Below are 16,704 nucleotides of genomic sequence, written 5' to 3'. Positions count from 1 at the left end.
GGACGCGGCGCCACGGACCGGAAGAGACGTTTCGCCGCCGGGTCGGCCGGGACCGACCGCACCACCGGGACCGCCGGAACCGCCCGGTCCGCCGGGGCCACCAGGTCCGTCGTGGTAGCCGCCGCGGCCCTGACCGCGCTGGCGACGGTGTGCGGCTGCACGATGCAGCCCGCCGACGGGGACGGCAAGCACCGCTCCCCCGTCCACATCAGCGTCACCGGCACGGCGGGCCCCGGCGAAGCCACCGGCACGCCGGGCGCCTCCCCTGCGCCCGCCGGCTCCGGCAGCCGGCCGGGCCCGGGATCCGGCACGCCCTCCGCCGCCCCCGCGGTGCTCTGGGAGCGCGGGGACAGCGGACCGGCCGTCCGCGAACTCCAGGCGCGGCTGCGCCAGGTCGCCTGGCTCTTCGACGGACCGACGGGTACGTACGACGATCTCACCGAGGAGGCGGTCCGCGGCTTCCAGGGCAAGCGCGGCCTGCCGCGGACCGGCCGGGTGGACACCGTCACCTGGCGGCGGCTGCGGGACATGACCCACGAACCCGGCCGGTGGGAGCTCTACCTGATGGGCGGGCAGCCGGCCGCCGCGCCCGACCCGCGCTGTCTGACCGGCCGGGTGCTGTGCGTGAGCAAGTCGAGCCGCACCCTGCGCTGGATGATCGACGGCCGGACCGTCTCGACCATGTCGGTCCGGTTCGGCTCCCAGTACACCCCCACCCGGGAAGGCGTGTTCCGCGTCTACTGGAAGTCCCGCCACCATGTGTCGACGCTCTACGACTCCCCGATGCCGTACGCCATGTTCTTCAGCGGCGGACAAGCGGTGCACTACTCCTACGACTTCGCCGCCCGCGGCTACGCCGGTGCTTCGCACGGCTGTGTGAACGTGCGCGACGAGGCGGCGATCGCCCGGCTGTTCGCGCAGGTGAGAAGTGGCGACAAGGTCGTCGTGTACTGGTGACGACGCCGGGCGCGGGAGAGGGAGAGGATTTGGGGCGCGGGCGGGACCGGGGGAACGTGTCCCGCCCGCGCCAGGTGCACGTGCCGTAGGTACGGGGGGAACCCCGGCTCCGTGCGACGGCCGATGACCAGTCGGCTCACTTATCACTGCGTCAGGGCCGCCGAAAATGTCACACCTGTTGCCGAAAAACTTGAGCACGGAGTAAAATCGCAGGTCAGCGGGCTGTTCCGGGAACGGTGAAGAGGGCGGGCTCAGACGGTGAGGTGCGCCCGGGGCCGCGAGAAGGCGCGCGGGCAGCCGGCGTTCCCGGCGTGCTTCGCGCTCTTCGGGTTCTGCGGGCCCTTCGCGTTCTTCAGGTTCTGCGGGCTCTTCGGGCTCTTCCACGAGCCGCGGGCGAGGGTCTGGGACAGGGACGGCGTCAGCAGGCCGAGGGCACCGTCGCGCGGGCCGTCGCCGCCGCCGCGGACCGCGCCCCGGTCGTCGCCCTGCTCGCCCCGGCTGTCCTTGTCACCCTTGTCGCCCTGCTCGCCGCTGCCGTCGCGGGCCGTTCCGTCCGAGTCGTCCTGGGAGCCCGGACCTCCCTCGGCGTTGCCGTCCTGACCGGAGTTCAGGGAGTCGCCGAGCAGCACCTTGCAGTACTTCCACACACGCGGGGAACCGCCCGCGACCTTCTCCAGGGCGCGTCTGCGCTCGTCGCCCGGGTCCCGGCCGGCGCGCATGTCCCGGCAGGCCGCGGCGACCCCGCTCCACGCGGAGCCGGAACCGGAGCCGGCGGCGGCCCGGTCGTCCCGGCCGCCGCTCTCGGTGGCGTCGTCGGTGCCCCGGTTCTTGCGGCCGCCGGGCGAGGCGCTCGTACGGTCGTCGGGGGTCGCCACTCCGCTGGTGCCGCCCATGATGTCGCCCGGCACGGGCGGTACGGGCGGGCCGTCGGGGCTCGCGGCGGCCGAGACGGAGGCCGCCGGGCCGGGTTCGACACCGCCGAACGGCGCGGGCAGGACTCCGGTTCCGGCCGCCACGGCGACCCCGCCGACCATTCCGGCGGCCAGCGCGGCGGACAGACCCAGGCGGACCGGGCGGCCCCAGCGGAACCGGCCGGCGGTCGGAGCCGCGCGGCCGAGACGGACGAGTCCGGCGTCGGCGGAGCGAGCCGCGACGGGGCGACCGCGGCGGCCGACGGCCGGCCGCTCGGCCCCACGGGCGCCGCGCGCGGCCCGGAAGGCGGCCACCGCGGCGGCCTCCCCGGGAAGTTCGGTGCTGTCCGGCGCGGTTGCCGCCGTGGTCAGGGCGCCGAGAGCCTCGGCGAGCTGTCCGGCCCGGTCCCGGGCCGTGGCGTCGACAGCGGGGGCCGGCTGCTCCCCGCGCAGCAAGCGCTCCGCCGCTTCGCGGTCCAGCCACCTGTACTGCTCGTCGGCCATCACATGTCCTTCTGCGTCCGCGCGCGTGGATGCGTCACACCGGCGGACGTCACCGCGCGGGCGCGCGGTTCTCGCTGGGACGGCAGGGCGTCGAGCCCGCCGGCCGATTCCGGATCGGAGCCGAGGAGTTCGGCGAGCCGCTTCAGACCGCGGTGCGCGGCCGTGCGGACGGCCCCCGGCCGCTTGCCCAGCGTCTCGGCGGCGCTCTTGGCGTCGAGGCCCACGACCACCCGCAGGACGACCGCCTCGGCCTGGTCCTGCGGCAGCCGGGCGATGAGGGAGAAGGCGCGACCGGTGGCCAGGGCCTCCATGGCCTCGCCCGCGGTGTCGGACGCGGCGGGCTTCGCGGTCAGTTCGGTCTCGTCGCCGCCTGTCGCGGGGCGCCGTCCGCGCATCCGTATGTGGTCCAGGGCCCGGTTGCGCGCTATCCGCGCGGCCCAGCCGCGGAAGCGGTCCGCGTCGCCGGTGAACCGCTCCAGGTCGCGGGCGATCTGCAGCCACGCCTCGGAGGCGACGTCCTCGGCGTCGAGGTCACCGACCAGTGTCCGTACGTATCCGAGCAGCCGCGGGTGCACCGTGCGGTACACAGTCCGGAACGCGGTCTCGTCCCCGTCCTGCGCAGCAAGCACCGCGGCCGTCAGCTCCGCGTCGTCCCCCAGCACCGCGCCCCTTTTGCGCCTCGGCCGACACCGCTCTCGCGGGCCGTGCTCTCGCCGTCGTGGTTGCTCGATCGATGGCCGTCGATGGTTACGGTCACAGGCCCCGTGGTGGTCAGGCAGTCCGCCGCTGTCAGCAGTACGGCGCGAAAGGCACGTTACGGCGTGAAACCGCTGCTCGTCCACGTCGGTAGAACATGCAACTAACTCGTGACTCTGCGGGTGTGACAGAAAACGCACTCTTGGCGCTGTAGGAAATACGGGCCGCCGCGCGGCCCGTGCCGCGCGACGGCCGGGGCCTCTCCTGTGGGGGGTGGCGGCCCCGGCCGTTGCCTTGGCGGCAGATCCGAGGCCCGCGAGTCGCCCCGCGCGCGGAAAGCGATTGCCCGGGACAGTGACTGCTCAGGGCCGTGATCGTCCAGGACCGCGCGCCTTCGAGGCGGTGTCTGCTCAGCGCAGCGGCCGTGGCCGCCAGTCGTCCCGGCGCCGGGTCCGCCTCGGCGGCGCGGTCAGGTCGCGTACGGCGAGGAAGGCGGCGACGGCGCGCTTCTCGGACTCGGCGTCGGTCTCCTCCTCGCGCAGCACGACGGCGAGCACTTCCGTCAGGCGGGCGGCCCGGCCGGACAGCGCCTCGTCCCCCGGAGCGCCGCCCGTGCCGACGCCCGTCCCCACATGGCTCATTCCGTCCCCTCACCGGTCGTTCCGCCGTCGCGCCGCACGGGGCCGCCACGCGCCCCGCGGACCCGTCCCCGCGCCCCCTCGCGGATCCGTCCTCGCACCGCCGCGCGGATCCGTCCCCGCGCCGCCGTCCCCGTGCTCGTCCGGGTCTTCGCGGGGCGGCCGCAGGGCGCCCTCATGTCGACTCCCCCAGCGTCCGGGGCCCGTCATCCGTCACACCCGCGGACTGCGCGCCGTCCACGCCCAGTTCACGGGCGATCCGGCGCAGGCCCCGGTGCGCGGCGGTACGGACCGCGCCGGGGCGCTTGCCGAGGATCCGGGCAGCGGCCGGACCGTCGAGACCCACCACGACCCGCAGCAGCACGGCCTCGGCCTGGTCGGGCGGCAGGGCGCGGATGAGGGCGAGGGCGCGCTCGGTGGAGAGGGACTCCAGGGCCTGGTCGTCAGTGTTGTGAGGGCCCGGCAGGTCCAGTACGTCCGGTTCGAGGGCCGCCGCCACGGGCCGTACCCGGCGGCGCCGCAGATGGTCGAGCGCCCGGTGCCGGGCGATGGTCGCGGTCCAGCCGCGGAACCCCGCCCCGTCCCCCGCGAACCTCCCGAGGTCACGGGCGATCTCCAGCCACGCGTCGGCGGCCACGTCCTCGGCGTCGTCACCGACCAGCCCGCGCAGATACCCGAGCAGCCCCGGCTGCACGATCCGGTACGCCGCCGCGAACGCGCTCTCGTCTCCCTGCTGGGCCAGCGCGACCGCCGCGCCCAACTCCCCGTCGTACGCCTGCGCGCGCCGGGGTTCGCCTCCCTGGCCCAAGACAGTCCTCGTCCATGCCGAGTCCGTGGCCGCGGTCCACGGCCGCCTCGCCTGCCGGAGCCGCCGCGTGGAGTGGCTCCACGGGCATCTGCGTCTGTCCTGGCGGAAGTGTCACAGCGCGCCGGACGGGCGGCCCGAGCGCCGGGACGGCCCCGCCCGCGCACCCGTCAGCCGCTCACCCGCCCGCGCCGCGTGCCGCCGTCGCGTCCTGGCACAGCAGCCGCAGCGAACCCTGGCCCGTGAAACACCGGCGGGCCTCGTCGATCGGGTCCCACAGCCGGCCGTCCGGGGTGCGGATCCGGTACTCGCCGCCCGACGCCCACCACTCCGCGCCGGTCTGCCGGACGATCACCTCGCCCGCGTACGCGCCGAAGCCCCGCAGCACCCCCTCCACCGCGGCGTACGGGGTGCCCTCGCGCCCGATCTCCTCGATCATCCGGTCGACCCGCCACAGGCTCGGCGCCCCGTAGTCGAGGCGCAGCCGCGCGCCCTCGCGCATGGCGCTCACCACGTCCGCCGCCCACCGCACCGGCCGGTTCGCGGCGTGGGGCCTGGTCCCCCGCGGTGCGGCGTCCGTCGTCAGCTGGCTCGTCAGATAGCTCGTCACATCGAGAAGAGCGAGGTCAGCGGCGTTTTCGTCACCCGTTTCCGAGGCGATCGGGCAACCGGCGCAGGACCGCCCCACCTTCCCCGCACAACGCACACAGGACGCGCTCAGGACGCGCTCAGGACGCGCTCAGGAACGAGCCCTGGCTCCCTGCGCGCCGCGGGCCCGCCGCGACACCACCGCGCGCAGCACCCGCCGCCCCTCCGTGCACACGTCCAGCGCCGGGCGCAGTCCGCCCGCGCCGTGCTCGGCGAGCAGTTCCAGGACGCTGATCTGGCGGCGCAGTTCGGCGGCGACGAGCGGCGGCACGCCCGCCGGGCGGCCCTCGGCGGGCGTCTCGCCCGCGCGGATGCGGTCGAGGGCGTCGGCCGGGGAGGTGTCCTCGGCCGGGTCGAGGATCCCGTGGATCCGCAGCGAGGCCACCGAGCAGGCGTCCGCCCACTCCCGCATCTCGGCGGTGGTCCGCCCGGCCGGGGCGGCGGCCAGCATCCGGTGGGCGAGGAGAGCGGCCGCGTTCTCCTCGGACTCCTCCGGCGCCGCGAGCTTGCCGCGCACCTGCTCCAGCGACTCGCCCCAGTCGCCGCCGGAACGGTCCGTCAGGCTGCCCCACAGCGGCCGCAGAACCTCGTCGTCACCGCCCAGCAGCGGCACACACCGATCCAAACAAGCCAGCCCGCTCGCGGTCAGCCCACGGTCGTCGGCCTGACCGATGAGGTCCACCAGGCTCATTCACATCTCCCTTGTCGGGGCGCCATTCCTTACGGAGCCCGCATGTCCCCTTACTGCGTGCGACCACCCCGGTGTGTCACAGGGGTCGGCCCGTCGATCCGGTCGAGCAGCGAAAGCAGGGGGGTTTTCAGCCAAAGGGACCACAGGAGCCACAGGAACACAAGGGGTCACTTGAAGATCACTGAGAATCACTGGACCCGTGGAGGCCGCCGAAGCCACCGGCCTCCGAGGCGGCGAGCACCGACCGGGGCCCGGACGCCCGCACCCCCGGGCTCATCCCAGCCGGGCCGCCAGCGCGGTGAACTGCGGCCAGGTCAGAGCGGGTTTGCCCGGGTCCCACAGTTTCTGGACGGTCGCCCGCAGCGGCATCCGGACACCTGACGCGACCTGGTCCTGGGTCTGGGAGTTCGCGAGGTCGCACCAGACCGCGAAGGAACCGCCGAGGATCTGGTCGTCGTACTTCGCCGGCACGGCCGCCGTCTTGCGCAGGACGCGCGGGTCCCACTGCTCGTAGATCCGCTTGCCCGTCGGATAGACGAAGGTGTTCGGCTCGCCGAGCACGTAGTAGAGGAACTCGTCGTTGTAGTTGAGCACCTTGCGGCCCGCGCCCAGGTAGTCCTCCGGCGGCCGGGCGCCGATCTCCTTGCCGGTCCAGTAGGCGACCTGGAGGTCCTTGGCGGGCTGTACGGACGCGTGGCGGAAGAAGCCGTCGTTCCAGACCCGCATCGTGCGGCCGTGGGCGCGGACGGTGTCGGCGCGGTCGTCGAGCCAGCCGGTGGTGAGGTCGGCGACGGTGCCGGAGGAGCCGTACTTCGCCCTGGCCGCGGTGGCCAGCTGCGGATAGGCGGCCTCCGGGTCCGCCGCCGTCAGCGCCTGGTACTCGTCGCCGCCGAGGTGCCACTGACCGCCGGGGAACAGGCCGGCGTACTCGCCGAGCAGGTCGTCGACGAGGCCGGCGGAGTCGTCCTTCGCGATGTCGATCGCGCCGCGGGTGGCCACGCCCTGCGCGTTGCGCAGCTGGAGGTCGGGGTGGGCGGCGATGGCGGCGCCCAGGTGGCCGGGCGAGTCGATCTCCGGGACGACCGTGATGTGCCGGCTCCGCGCGAGCGCGACGATCCGCCCGACCTCCGCCTTCGTCAGGTGCTGGGCGGACACGATCTCCGGGTGGGTCGCCGACTCGATCCGGAAGCCCTGGTCGTCGGAGAAGTGCAGCCCGAGCTCGTTGTACTTGAGGTCGCCCAGCTCGCGCACCCGGTCCTCGATCCAGGCCGCGGTGAAGTGCTTGCGCGCGATGTCCAGCATGAACCCGCGCAGCGGCTTGGCCGGCTCGTCGTGCACGACGCCCTCCGGGGCCGTGCCGCCGCCGTGCACCTCCTGCTTGAGGGTGCGGGTGCCGTAGAAGACACCCGCTTCGGCGGGCCCGCTGATGGTCACCCGGCCGCCGCGCACGGTCATGGCGTACGACTCCGGGTCCGCGCCCTCGTCGTCGTTCAGCGCCAGCCGGACGTCCCCGGCGCGCACGTCGTCCTTCTCGCCCCCGTACCTCAGCCCCAGCTCCCCGGCGATCAGCCGCCCCTCGTCGGCCAGCTCGGCGTCGCTGACCACCACGCGGTAGCCGGACCGCGGCTGCCAGCCGGGGCCGCGCGCCGGGGTGTGGGCGCGCACGGCGGGGATGGTCTGCGGGGCCTTGGACAGGGGGTAGGTCTCGGCGGGCGAAGGGCTGGTGCCGGCGGCCTGTCCGGCCGAGGAGGCGGCTCCGGAGTCCCGGTTCACGGAGTCCCCGTCGTCACCGAAGGCCCAGAGTCCGAGCCCGGCGCCGAACGCGGCGACCGCGGCCCCGACCAACAGCGCCCGCCGGCCCGCCCTCTTCTGCGGCGCCCGGCGCCTGCGCTGACCCACGCCTTTCTGCGGCGCCCGGCGCCTGTGCTGACTCACTCCGCCAACCTACGGCCACCGGCGCGCCGAGGCTGTCCACCACACGTTCCGAAACTCTCCCGTCCGGGTGAAAACCGGACATCCGACGGACATGAACCCGACCACTCTCGATACGGTGTCGTCACAACTCTCACAGCATCCCCTGCCGACACACACGTGACGCGAGGACCCACGCTGCCTGCGCACCGCATTCCTCACCGCTCCGGCCGAGTGGCCATACCCACCGTCCCGGAACAGTCCCGCACCCCGCCGCCCCAGCAACCGCTGGAGGGGTTCAACACCGCGCCCGCCGACGACGCCCGCCGACTGCTCCTGGGCTGCCTGCGCAGCCCGCGCTGGGCCAGGCGCGTCGCCGACCACCGCCCCTATCCCGACCTGGAGTCGCTCCTGGCGGCCTGCGACGAGGCGGCGTACGACCTGACCCCGGGGGATCTCGCGGAGGCACTGGCGAGCGAGGCCCTGCCGACCCTGCCGTACGGAACGTACTCGGCAGCCCATACTGCCCTGAACGCGGCCCACGCGGCCTACGAGGCGCGCTTCGGACATGTGTTCGTCATCTGTCTGGACGAGGTGCCCCGGGACGAAACCCCCGACCGCGTACTCGAAGGCATCCGATCACGATTGACAAACGATCCCGAGGAAGAACGGGTGGTCACGGCGGAGGAACTGCGGAACCTGGCCAAGGGAAGGCTGGCCGCCCGCCTCCGGAGCGCGAGGAATCCCGCGCTCGGCTCAAACAGTGTCACATCCGGCGAATAGGACATGATCCCTCGCCACGGCACGCCTGCCAATAGCCCGTACGTGCCCCTTTGCGTGCCAGTTTGATCACACCGGCAGGCCCCGTGTAAGCGCCACGCGCACACGTCGCTACGATGCTGGGGGCCGGTGGACCGTACCCGGCCGGGCCCGACCGACACCGAAGCCGGCAGGCCCTAGTCCCCGCTCCCGGAGGGTTCTTCCGTGCCGGCTGGAACGCTGTACCGCGGCCGGGAAGGAATGTGGTCCTGGGTGGCTCATCGAGTCACCGGCGTCCTCATCTTCTTCTTCCTGTTCGTTCACGTGCTGGACACCGCTCTCGTTCGTGTCTCCCCCGAGGCCTACGACAAGGTCGTAGCCACGTACAAGACCCCGATCGTCGGGCTGCTGGAGTATGGCCTCGTCGCCGCCATCCTCTTCCACGCGCTCAACGGCCTGCGCGTCATCGCCGTCGACTTCTGGTCGAAGGGCCCGCGCTACCAGAAGCAGATGCTCTGGTCCGTCGTCGGCATCTGGGTCGTGCTGATGATCGGGGCGATCTACCCCGTCCTCGGCCACGCCGCTCGTGAACTGTTCGGGAGCTGACGTCGATGTCCACTGCTGAAACCACCGCTTCCGGGATCGGCCCCGTCGAGGGCGCTCCCCTCTTCGACGTCGACAACCCGGCGCCCCTCATCGAGGCCCCGCGCGCTCGCACCAAGAAGACCCCGAAGTCCACGCGGGGCAACTTCGAGATGTACGGCTGGCTGTTCATGCGCCTGTCCGGCATCGTGCTGGTCGTCCTGGTCCTGGGCCACCTGCTGATCCAGCTCGTGCTGGACGGCGGCGTCTCCAAGATCGGCTTCGCCTTCGTGGCCGGCCGCTGGGCCTCGCCGTTCTGGCAGGTCTGGGACCTGCTGATGCTGTGGCTCGCCATGCTCCACGGCGCCAACGGCCTGCGCACGGTCATCAACGACTACGCGGAGCGCGCGAACACCCGGCTGTGGCTCAAGGGCCTGCTCTACACCGCCACGGTGTTCACCATCCTGCTGGGCACGCTGGTGATCTTCACCTTCGACCCGAACATCCGCTAGGCACGGGGCTGAGGCAACCACCATGAAGATCCACAAGTACGACACCGTCATCGTCGGCGCCGGCGGCGCCGGCATGCGCGCCGCCATCGAGTCGACGAAGCGCAGCCGCACCGCCGTGCTGACCAAGCTCTACCCCACCCGCTCCCACACGGGCGCCGCGCAGGGCGGCATGGCCGCCGCGCTCGCCAACGTGGAGGAGGACAACTGGGAGTGGCACACCTTCGACACGGTCAAGGGCGGTGACTACCTGGTCGACCAGGACGCCGCCGAGATCCTGGCGAAGGAGGCCATCGACTCCGTCCTCGACCTGGAGAAGATGGGCCTGCCGTTCAACCGGACCCCGGACGGCACCATCGACCAGCGCCGCTTCGGCGGTCACAGCCGCAACCACGGCGAGGCCCCGGTCCGCCGGTCCTGCTACGCGGCCGACCGCACCGGCCACATGATCCTCCAGACGCTGTACCAGAACTGCGTGAAGGAGGGCGTGGAGTTCTTCAACGAGTTCTACGTCCTCGACCAGCTGATCACCGAGGTCGACGGCGTCAAGAAGTCCGCCGGTGTGGTCGCGTACGAGCTGGCCACCGGCGAGATCCATGTCTTCCAGGCGAAGGCCGTGATCTACGCGTCCGGCGGCACCGGCAAGTTCTTCAAGGTGACCTCCAACGCGCACACCCTGACCGGTGACGGCCAGGCGGCCGTCTACCGCCGCGGTCTGCCGCTGGAGGACATGGAGTTCTTCCAGTTCCACCCGACCGGCATCTGGCGCATGGGCATCCTGCTGACGGAGGGCGCCCGCGGTGAGGGCGGCATCCTGCGCAACAAGGACGGCGAGCGCTTCATGGAGAAGTACGCGCCGGTCATGAAGGACCTCGCGTCCCGTGACGTCGTCTCGCGCTCCATCTACACGGAGATCCGTGAGGGCCGCGGCTGCGGTCCCGAGGGCGACCACGTCTACCTCGACCTCACCCACCTCCCGCCGGAGCAGCTCGACGCCAAGCTCCCGGACATCACGGAGTTCGCGCGCACCTACCTCGGCATCGAGCCCTACACGGACCCGATCCCGATCCAGCCCACCGCGCACTACGCCATGGGCGGCATCCCGACCAACGTCGAGGGTGAGGTCCTGTCGGACAACACCACGGTCGTCCCGGGCCTGTACGCGGCCGGCGAGGTCGCCTGCGTCTCGGTGCACGGCGCGAACCGCCTCGGCACGAACTCCCTGCTGGACATCAACGTGTTCGGCCGCAGGGCGGGCATCGCGGCGGCGGAGTACAGCCAGAAGGCCGACTTCGTCGAGCTCCCGGAGAACCCGGAGTCCCAGGTCGTCGCGCAGATCGAGCGCCTGCGCACCTCCACGGGCACCGAGCGGGTGGCGACGCTGCGCCGCGAGCTCCAGGAGACCATGGACGCGAACGTCATGGTGTTCCGCACCGAGCAGACGATCAAGACGGCGGTCGAGAAGATCGCCGAGCTGCGCGAGCGCTACCGGAACGTGTCGATCCAGGACAAGGGCAAGCGGTTCAACACCGACCTGCTGGAGGCGGTCGAGCTGGGCAACCTGCTCGACCTGGCCGAGGTCATGGCCGTCTCCGCGCTGGCCCGCAAGGAGTCCCGCGGTGGTCACTACCGCGAGGACTACCCGAACCGCGACGACGTCAACTTCATGCGCCACACCATGGCGTACCGCGAGGTGGGCGACGACGGCTCCGAGTCGATCCGTCTCGACTACAAGCCGGTCGTCCAGACCCGCTACCAGCCGATGGAGCGTAAGTACTGATGGCAACCCCCGTTCTGGACAAGGTCGAGGCGGAGTCCGCCGCCTCCCCCTACATCACGGTCACCTTCCGGATCCGCCGCTTCAACCCGGAGATCTCGGCCGAGGCGACCTGGGAAGACTTCCAGCTGGAGATCGACCCCAAGGAGCGGGTCCTCGACGGCCTCCACAAGATCAAGTGGGACGTCGACGGCACCCTCACCTTCCGCCGCTCCTGCGCCCACGGCATCTGCGGCTCGGACGCCATGCGGATCAACGGCAAGAACCGCCTTGCCTGCAAGACGCTGATCAAGGACCTCAACCCCGAGAAGCCGATCACGGTCGAGCCCATCAAGGGCCTGACGGTCCTCAAGGACCTGGTCGTCGACATGGAGCCGTTCTTCCAGGCGTACCGGGACGTCATGCCCTTCCTCATCACGAAGGACACGAACGAGCCGACCCGCGAGCGTCTTCAGACGGCCGAGGACCGCGAGCGCTTCGACGACACCACGAAGTGCATCCTGTGCGCGGCCTGCACGTCGTCGTGCCCGGTCTTCTGGAACGACGGCCAGTACTTCGGTCCGGCGGCCATCGTCAACGCCCACCGCTTCATCTTCGACTCGCGTGACGAGGCCGGCGAGCAGCGGCTGGAGATCCTCAACGACCGCGACGGCGTGTGGCGCTGCCGTACGACCTTCAACTGCACGGACGCCTGCCCGCGCGGTATCGAGGTCACCAAGGCGATCCAGGAAGTGAAGCGGGCGCTGATCACCCGGCGCTTCTGATCTCCTCGTCCGGACCCCGGGGCCCTGTCTCCACTGCGGAGACAGGGCCCCGGGGCGTTTCTCAGAGCTGGCTGAGGATGGTGGGATCGGTGATCGCCAGATCGTCCGCCAGCAGCATCGCCTTGCTGAGGATCACCGCCAGCATCCGGTCGCCCTCGAAGGGCAGATAGCCGGTCTGGGGGCTTGTCGCGGCGGACTTCGGGACGATGCACAGGTACTGGTCGTTCGGGCTCATCAGGATGTTCCCCGAGCCCAGATGGATCTTGTACGTGTGGCGCTCGCCCTTCACGTGCAGGAAGCGCCCCTCCAGGGTGCAGCGGTCGGCTATCGCCAGGCGGGGGATCAGCCGTTCGAGGAGCGCGCGGCGGGTCTGCGCGGTCTCCGTCAGATCGCCGAAGCCGTACGACGTCCAGTACTCCTGGAAGCGGCCGCCGGGGCCGCCGTCCTGCCAGGTCGGGTCGTTGCCGACGCTCGCCACGCCCACGAACAGATCGACGTCGCGCAGCACTTCGGACAGGACGAGCGGGGGGATCTCGGTGAGCGGCAGGGGCTCGACCGGGTCGTCGTCGGGGCCCAGCCACATGCGGTACTCGCCGCCGCAGCAGTGCGCCGAGTTCTCGGGGGCGTCGATCGGGTAGAAGCGCACCTGGTCGGTGCGCAGCCGCAGATAGCTGCCGGACTCGGTGGTGTCGTCGCCGTACTGGCCGTCGCCCTCGATCCAGTACTCGGCGCGCAGTCCCCACCGGGGCAGCTCCCGGCTGGCCGGGGGCGCCTCGTCGTCGACGCAGAGGCGGAGCTTGTTGCGCCAGCCCCTGATCGCGGCCAGGGAGTGGAACTGGTGCTGGCGCACGTAGTGGGCGGCGAAGCGGTTGGAGTAGGTGCCCGTCGCGCGCTCGGCGTCGGTGAGCAGGTACACCTCGCGGTGGGCCTGTTTGAAGGGCTGGGTGATCCCGTGCCGCTCCAGCCAGTCCCGCCAGGCGACGACCTCGGCCGGCTCCTGGCCGACCGGGTGCCACAGGGCGACCTCCGCGCCGCCCGTGACCGGATCGTCGGTGAGGGTTCGCAGCTCGCCGTCCGCGAAGCCGACCGGTGTGCCGTCGACGGTCCACAGCAGCCGGCGGGCCAGGGTGCCGACGAGCGGGTGGTCGAGGTAGCGCTCGCGCCAGGTGCCGTACGCCCAGGTGCGCCGGGCGAGGAGCTGCCGGTCCAGGCGCTCGGCCTGCGCCGAGAGCATCTTGTCGATGTCCTTGACGGCCGCCTTGAGCTCCTTCAGCTCCTCGGCGTGGTCGCGCCGCACGGCGGCGGGCACGCTCTTGACGGCCTTGCCGGTGGCGTTGCGCCAGCTCAGCACGGCGCGGGCGCCCCGGACGTCGACGAGGGCGATGGTCTCGCCGAGGACGCGCAGGGTGTGCCCCACCTCGTCGAGCCCATAGGCCGGGACGGCGAGTTCCTCGATCTCCTCGCGGCTGAGCCCGAGGGCGGCGGCCCGCGCCTCCAGGGCGCCGTCGACGAGCTTCGCCGTGGCCTTGTACGTCACCCGGGTGGCCAGCCGGGCCAGTTCGGCGAGGGCGGACTCGCTCTCGACCCGGGACAGCGCGATCACACCGGCGTTGGCGACCTTCGGGTTGCGCGGGCCGACTCCGGCGACCTTCTTCAGGGAGGTCTCGACGAGCGCGCCGAGGGCCCGGGCGCTGTCCGGATGGGGCGGCAGGAGGGAGACCAGCCAGGCGAGGCCGCGCAGGGCGTCGGCGTTGTAGGGGTCGTAGGCGTCGTTCAGGCTCGCGCCGTAGGCCGGGGCGTCCAGCGGGAAGGTCCGGGGGCGGCCGACGAGCGCGACCCAGGACAGCGCGGCGACGCGGACGCGTTCGGCGCCGAGGGCCTCGATCAGGGCCTGCGCCTGCTTGTCCCACTTGGCGGAGGGCTTGGAGGCGGTGGCGGTCATGAGGTGGGCCAGCAGCGCCTGCCAGTCGGGTCCGGAGGCGTCCTTCATGGCCTGCTCGGCCCATGCCTCGCCGACGTTGAGGACAGGGGGCTCCGGGAATCTCTTCACCAGGTTGCCCAGGGGTGTGACACGGTAGGCGTCCATGGCGGTGCGGCGGACCACCGCGACGACGGCGGGAGACGGCCGGCGTCCGGCCGCCAGCTCGGCCTCGACCAGTTCGTCCAGCCGCGACTCGTACCAGAAGGTGTGCTTCCTGCCGAGTTCTTCGAGCTGCCTCAGCCGCTCCTCGGCGAGCCGGTCGCCGGGCAGGTCCCTGGACACGACGGCGAGCAGGGTCAGCGCGTTGCCCCGGACGACCGAGTCCTCGCCGACCGAGTGGTGGCGCTCCACCAGCGCGTCGGCCAGCCGGGTCCGCTGCTCGACGGACAGGGCGCGCAGCACATCGAGGATCTCGGACCACCCGCCGCCCCAGTATCCGTCGTTGGCCGCGGCGGCCTTGAGGGCGTCGTCGGCGAGCCTGCCCATGTTGTCCTCGTCCGCCTGTCGGCGGATCCGCTGCAACCAGCTCCCGGTGCCTCTCATCGTCATCCCCCCACCAGCGCGACGAGCTTGAGGAAGGTGACCTCGGTGCCCAGGACCAGGTCGATCTCCTCGTCGAGGTCGGTCACCTGACGGTCTCCCACGAGTACCAGGAAGCCGTTGCCCGCGAAGGCCCTGAGCGCCAGCGCGGTCTGCGCCTCCGGGTCTATCCGGCGGGGCGTGCGCAGCGCGTACCCGTTCAGCACCCGCTCGGTGTCCTCGGGCTGCACGAGCCCCTGGAACACCCCCGGCATCCGCGCGTTGTGCTCGGCGACCTCCTGGAAGACCCGCCGCCGGATCAGCTCGCGCAACGCGAGCCGCTCCTCGGCGATCTCGATCCCCCAGCCCGCGCCCCGGTCCCCGCTGGTCGTCTCGTCGACGAACGTCACCATTCCCATGCCGAGGACAGTACGAGCCCCCACTGACAATCGTCCGCCGGGCCCGGATCCGCGGGCCCGCCCCGGCCGTCCGGGGCGCGTGGGGCGGGAGCGGGAGGTGCTTCACCTCAACGGGTGATCACATGTTCGGCCCGCGGTCAGCCCTTCCGCACCGCATCCGGCCCGCCCCTAACCTGACGGGATGTCAGACGACGTGTCATACGAACTTCTCGGACTCGACAACGTGCTGCTGCCCGTCGGGGATCTCGGCGAGGCCGTGAGCTTCTACGGGCGCGCCGGGCTCCCGGCCGCCTTCCGGCTCGACGACGCCGGGATCGCGCTGCTGAAGGTGGGCAAGGAGACCCCGGGCGTACTGCTGCGGCTGGACGAGGCGCTGGACCACCGGCCGCCGCCCTGGGCGTCGCCACGGCTGTGGCTGGAGGTGCCGGACGCCCGCTCGGCCGCCCGTTCGCTGGCCGCCGCCGGCATCACCCCCCTGGAGGAGCCCTTCTCCACCGCCACCGGCTGGACCGTCGAGTTCGCGGATCCCTGGGGCAACGTCATCGGCCTGACCGACTACACCAAACGCCCCGAACTGGCCCGCAGGGCACCGCGGTAGACGGGTCGACAGATCCCCCGGACCCAGCTTGAACATGTTCAAAAAGAGGTCTACATTCGTCCTCGACAGCGTTTTGAACGTGTTCAAGAAGACGTGTTCAATGAAGGGGTGGGGACGGACATGGATCTCACAGTCGTGGCGTACGTCATCTATCTGGTGGTCAGCATCGCGCTGACGATCTGGGTGGCGCGCACGCTCAGCCGCAACGGGCGGGTCTTCCTGGCGGACGTGCTGCACGGGAACGAGAAGCTCGCGGACGCCGTCAACCACCTGCTGGTGGTCGGCTTCTACCTGGTCAACCTCGGCTTCGTCGCGCTGTACCTGAGCGGCGACGACACCATCGCCGACACCCGCGGGGTCTTCGAGGCCCTGTCGACCAAGCTGGGTGTGGTGCTGCTGGTGCTCGGGGTGATGCACCTGGGCAACGTGTACGTGCTCAGCCGGATCCGGCGGCGCGGGGTGCTGGAGCGGGAGCAGGTGCCGCCGGTCGCCCCGCAGGGCTGGGTCGCCCCCACCGCCGGGGCGTGAGCGGCGTGACGGCCGTCGCCGCGGACCGGGACGCCCCGCGCGTCCCGGTCCGCCGGCTCACCGTGCTGTACGACGCGCAGTGCTCGCTGTGCTCCTTCGTACGCGACTGGCTGGTGCGCCAGCGCCAGTTGGTGCCGCTGGAGTTCGTCCCGGCCGCCTCGGCCGAGGCCCGGCGGCGCTTCCCCGGCCTCGACCACCACGCCACACTGGACGACGTGACCGTCGTCGGCGACGGCGGCCAGGTCTACCGGGGCGCGTCCGCCTGGGTCGTCACCCTGTGGGCGCTGCGCGAACACCGGCCGCTCGCCCACCGGCTGAGCACCCCGGCCGGGGCGAGGCTCGCCAAGGGCGCCGTCCTCGCCGCCGCCAGGTGGCGCGGCAGCCAGTGGGGCGGCCGGGCCTACCCGCGCACCGACGGCTGGTCCTACGATCCCGCCCACGGGTGGACGTACGGCGGTCCCGGCTCCCCCGGCTGCGACGACGGCACCTGTCGCACTCGTTAGGCTC

At 72.1% G+C, this 16,704-nt stretch carries 18 protein-coding genes; 9 read left to right on the top strand and 9 right to left on the bottom strand.

Annotated features, from left to right (window positions below):
* Nucleotides 1-162 precede the first annotated feature (162 nt).
* Complete coding sequence (locus tag ACZ60B_RS01885; protein ID WP_469383551.1) at nt 163-957, top strand: L,D-transpeptidase family protein; 795 nt, start codon at nt 163-165, stop codon at nt 955-957.
* A gap of 251 nt (nt 958-1,208) precedes the next feature.
* On the opposite strand, the gene ACZ60B_RS01880 is transcribed toward ACZ60B_RS01885, so the two are convergent.
* The 7 genes from ACZ60B_RS01880 to ACZ60B_RS01850 all read right to left on the bottom strand — a co-directional run bounded on the left by ACZ60B_RS01880 (nt 1,209) and on the right by ACZ60B_RS01850 (nt 7,695).
* Entirely contained in the window at nt 1,209-2,372 is a 1,164-nt protein-coding gene (locus ACZ60B_RS01880) for a hypothetical protein (protein ID WP_469383341.1), read from the bottom strand.
* Nucleotides 2,372-3,034 (bottom strand): RNA polymerase sigma factor, encoded by a 663-nt coding sequence (locus ACZ60B_RS01875; RefSeq protein WP_469383340.1) that lies wholly within the window; start codon nt 3,032-3,034, stop codon nt 2,372-2,374. Before ACZ60B_RS01875 ends, ACZ60B_RS01880 begins: the two co-directional genes overlap by 1 nt.
* Nucleotides 3,035-3,478: 444 nt before the next feature.
* Nucleotides 3,479-3,709: a hypothetical protein gene (locus tag ACZ60B_RS01870; protein ID WP_469383339.1), complete on the bottom strand. Its 231-nt coding sequence runs from the start codon at nt 3,707-3,709 to the stop codon at nt 3,479-3,481.
* A 172-nt stretch (nt 3,710-3,881) separates the two neighbouring features.
* Nucleotides 3,882-4,514, bottom strand: a complete 633-nt coding sequence (locus tag ACZ60B_RS01865; protein ID WP_469383338.1) for an RNA polymerase sigma factor — start codon at nt 4,512-4,514, stop codon at nt 3,882-3,884.
* A 175-nt stretch (nt 4,515-4,689) separates the two neighbouring features.
* On the bottom strand, nt 4,690-5,121 hold the full coding sequence (locus ACZ60B_RS01860) for a hypothetical protein (RefSeq protein ID WP_469383337.1): 432 nt from the start codon (nt 5,119-5,121) through the stop codon (nt 4,690-4,692).
* Nucleotides 5,122-5,250: 129 nt separating this feature from the next.
* The gene (locus tag ACZ60B_RS01855) at nt 5,251-5,850 is read right to left on the bottom strand and encodes a hypothetical protein (RefSeq protein ID WP_469383336.1); all 600 of its coding nucleotides are present in this window, start codon (nt 5,848-5,850) and stop codon (nt 5,251-5,253) included.
* 273 nt (nt 5,851-6,123) lie between these two features.
* On the bottom strand, nt 6,124-7,695 hold the full coding sequence (locus ACZ60B_RS01850) for a beta-N-acetylhexosaminidase (RefSeq protein WP_469383550.1): 1,572 nt from the start codon (nt 7,693-7,695) through the stop codon (nt 6,124-6,126).
* A 246-nt stretch (nt 7,696-7,941) separates the two neighbouring features.
* On the opposite strand from ACZ60B_RS01850, the gene ACZ60B_RS01845 reads away from it, so the two are divergent.
* The 5 genes from ACZ60B_RS01845 (at nt 7,942) to ACZ60B_RS01825 (ending at nt 12,152) form a co-directional block, all read left to right on the top strand.
* The gene (locus ACZ60B_RS01845) at nt 7,942-8,544 is read left to right on the top strand and encodes a 2-oxo-4-hydroxy-4-carboxy-5-ureidoimidazoline decarboxylase (RefSeq protein WP_469383335.1); all 603 of its coding nucleotides are present in this window, start codon (nt 7,942-7,944) and stop codon (nt 8,542-8,544) included.
* A 201-nt stretch (nt 8,545-8,745) separates the two neighbouring features.
* Entirely contained in the window at nt 8,746-9,126 is a 381-nt protein-coding gene (sdhC, locus tag ACZ60B_RS01840) for a succinate dehydrogenase, cytochrome b556 subunit (protein WP_392609515.1), read from the top strand.
* A 5-nt stretch (nt 9,127-9,131) separates the two neighbouring features.
* Nucleotides 9,132-9,614, top strand: a complete 483-nt coding sequence (locus ACZ60B_RS01835) for a succinate dehydrogenase hydrophobic membrane anchor subunit (protein WP_152893480.1) — start codon at nt 9,132-9,134, stop codon at nt 9,612-9,614.
* A 22-nt stretch (nt 9,615-9,636) separates the two neighbouring features.
* Complete coding sequence (gene sdhA, locus ACZ60B_RS01830; RefSeq protein WP_469383334.1) at nt 9,637-11,391, top strand: succinate dehydrogenase flavoprotein subunit; 1,755 nt, start codon at nt 9,637-9,639, stop codon at nt 11,389-11,391.
* Nucleotides 11,391-12,152: a succinate dehydrogenase iron-sulfur subunit gene (locus ACZ60B_RS01825; RefSeq protein WP_469383333.1), complete on the top strand. Its 762-nt coding sequence runs from the start codon at nt 11,391-11,393 to the stop codon at nt 12,150-12,152. The genes sdhA and ACZ60B_RS01825 overlap by 1 nt, the downstream gene beginning before the upstream one ends.
* A gap of 61 nt (nt 12,153-12,213) precedes the next feature.
* Here ACZ60B_RS01825 and ACZ60B_RS01820 read toward each other — a convergent pair whose 3' ends face one another.
* Nucleotides 12,214-14,682, bottom strand: coding sequence for a DUF4132 domain-containing protein (locus ACZ60B_RS01820; protein ID WP_469383332.1), 2,469 nt, complete (start codon nt 14,680-14,682; stop codon nt 12,214-12,216).
* Nucleotides 14,679-15,071, bottom strand: a complete 393-nt coding sequence (locus tag ACZ60B_RS01815; RefSeq protein ID WP_469383331.1) for a hypothetical protein — start codon at nt 15,069-15,071, stop codon at nt 14,679-14,681. Before ACZ60B_RS01815 ends, ACZ60B_RS01820 begins: the two co-directional genes overlap by 4 nt.
* A 181-nt stretch (nt 15,072-15,252) precedes the next feature.
* On the opposite strand from ACZ60B_RS01815, the gene ACZ60B_RS01810 reads away from it, so the two are divergent.
* The 3 genes from ACZ60B_RS01810 to ACZ60B_RS01800 all read left to right on the top strand — a co-directional run bounded on the left by ACZ60B_RS01810 (nt 15,253) and on the right by ACZ60B_RS01800 (nt 16,700).
* On the top strand, nt 15,253-15,669 hold the full coding sequence (locus tag ACZ60B_RS01810; protein WP_469383330.1) for a VOC family protein: 417 nt from the start codon (nt 15,253-15,255) through the stop codon (nt 15,667-15,669).
* 120 nt (nt 15,670-15,789) lie between these two features.
* Complete coding sequence (locus tag ACZ60B_RS01805; RefSeq protein WP_469383329.1) at nt 15,790-16,197, top strand: hypothetical protein; 408 nt, start codon at nt 15,790-15,792, stop codon at nt 16,195-16,197.
* Nucleotides 16,194-16,700 carry a thiol-disulfide oxidoreductase DCC family protein gene (locus ACZ60B_RS01800; RefSeq protein ID WP_469383328.1) on the top strand — a complete coding sequence of 169 codons (507 nt, stop codon included), beginning with the start codon at nt 16,194-16,196 and terminating at the stop codon, nt 16,698-16,700. Before ACZ60B_RS01805 ends, ACZ60B_RS01800 begins: the two co-directional genes overlap by 4 nt.
* Nucleotides 16,701-16,704 lie beyond the last annotated feature (4 nt).

Source organism: Streptomyces sp. NPDC104096 (assembly GCF_055584385.1).
This window is presented reverse-complemented; position numbering and strand designations above follow the sequence as displayed.

What these genes read in the sequence shown, in the direction of transcription:
- ACZ60B_RS01805 (WP_469383329.1), top strand. Translation starts at nt 15,790, where the DNA reads ATGGATCTCACAGTCGTGGCGTACGTCATCTATCTGGTGGTCAGCATC.
- ACZ60B_RS01855 (WP_469383336.1), bottom strand. Translation starts at nt 5,850, where the DNA reads ATGAGCCTGGTGGACCTCATCGGTCAGGCCGACGACCGTGGGCTGACC.
- ACZ60B_RS01880 (WP_469383341.1), bottom strand. Translation starts at nt 2,372, where the DNA reads ATGGCCGACGAGCAGTACAGGTGGCTGGACCGCGAAGCGGCGGAGCGC.
- ACZ60B_RS01825 (WP_469383333.1), top strand. Translation starts at nt 11,391, where the DNA reads ATGGCAACCCCCGTTCTGGACAAGGTCGAGGCGGAGTCCGCCGCCTCC.
- ACZ60B_RS01870 (WP_469383339.1), bottom strand. Translation starts at nt 3,709, where the DNA reads ATGAGCCATGTGGGGACGGGCGTCGGCACGGGCGGCGCTCCGGGGGAC.
- sdhA (WP_469383334.1), top strand. Translation starts at nt 9,637, where the DNA reads ATGAAGATCCACAAGTACGACACCGTCATCGTCGGCGCCGGCGGCGCC.
- ACZ60B_RS01810 (WP_469383330.1), top strand. Translation starts at nt 15,253, where the DNA reads ATGTCAGACGACGTGTCATACGAACTTCTCGGACTCGACAACGTGCTG.
- ACZ60B_RS01885 (WP_469383551.1), top strand. Translation starts at nt 163, where the DNA reads ATGCAGCCCGCCGACGGGGACGGCAAGCACCGCTCCCCCGTCCACATC.
- ACZ60B_RS01815 (WP_469383331.1), bottom strand. Translation starts at nt 15,071, where the DNA reads ATGGGAATGGTGACGTTCGTCGACGAGACGACCAGCGGGGACCGGGGC.
- ACZ60B_RS01820 (WP_469383332.1), bottom strand. Translation starts at nt 14,682, where the DNA reads ATGACGATGAGAGGCACCGGGAGCTGGTTGCAGCGGATCCGCCGACAG.
- ACZ60B_RS01835 (WP_152893480.1), top strand. Translation starts at nt 9,132, where the DNA reads ATGTCCACTGCTGAAACCACCGCTTCCGGGATCGGCCCCGTCGAGGGC.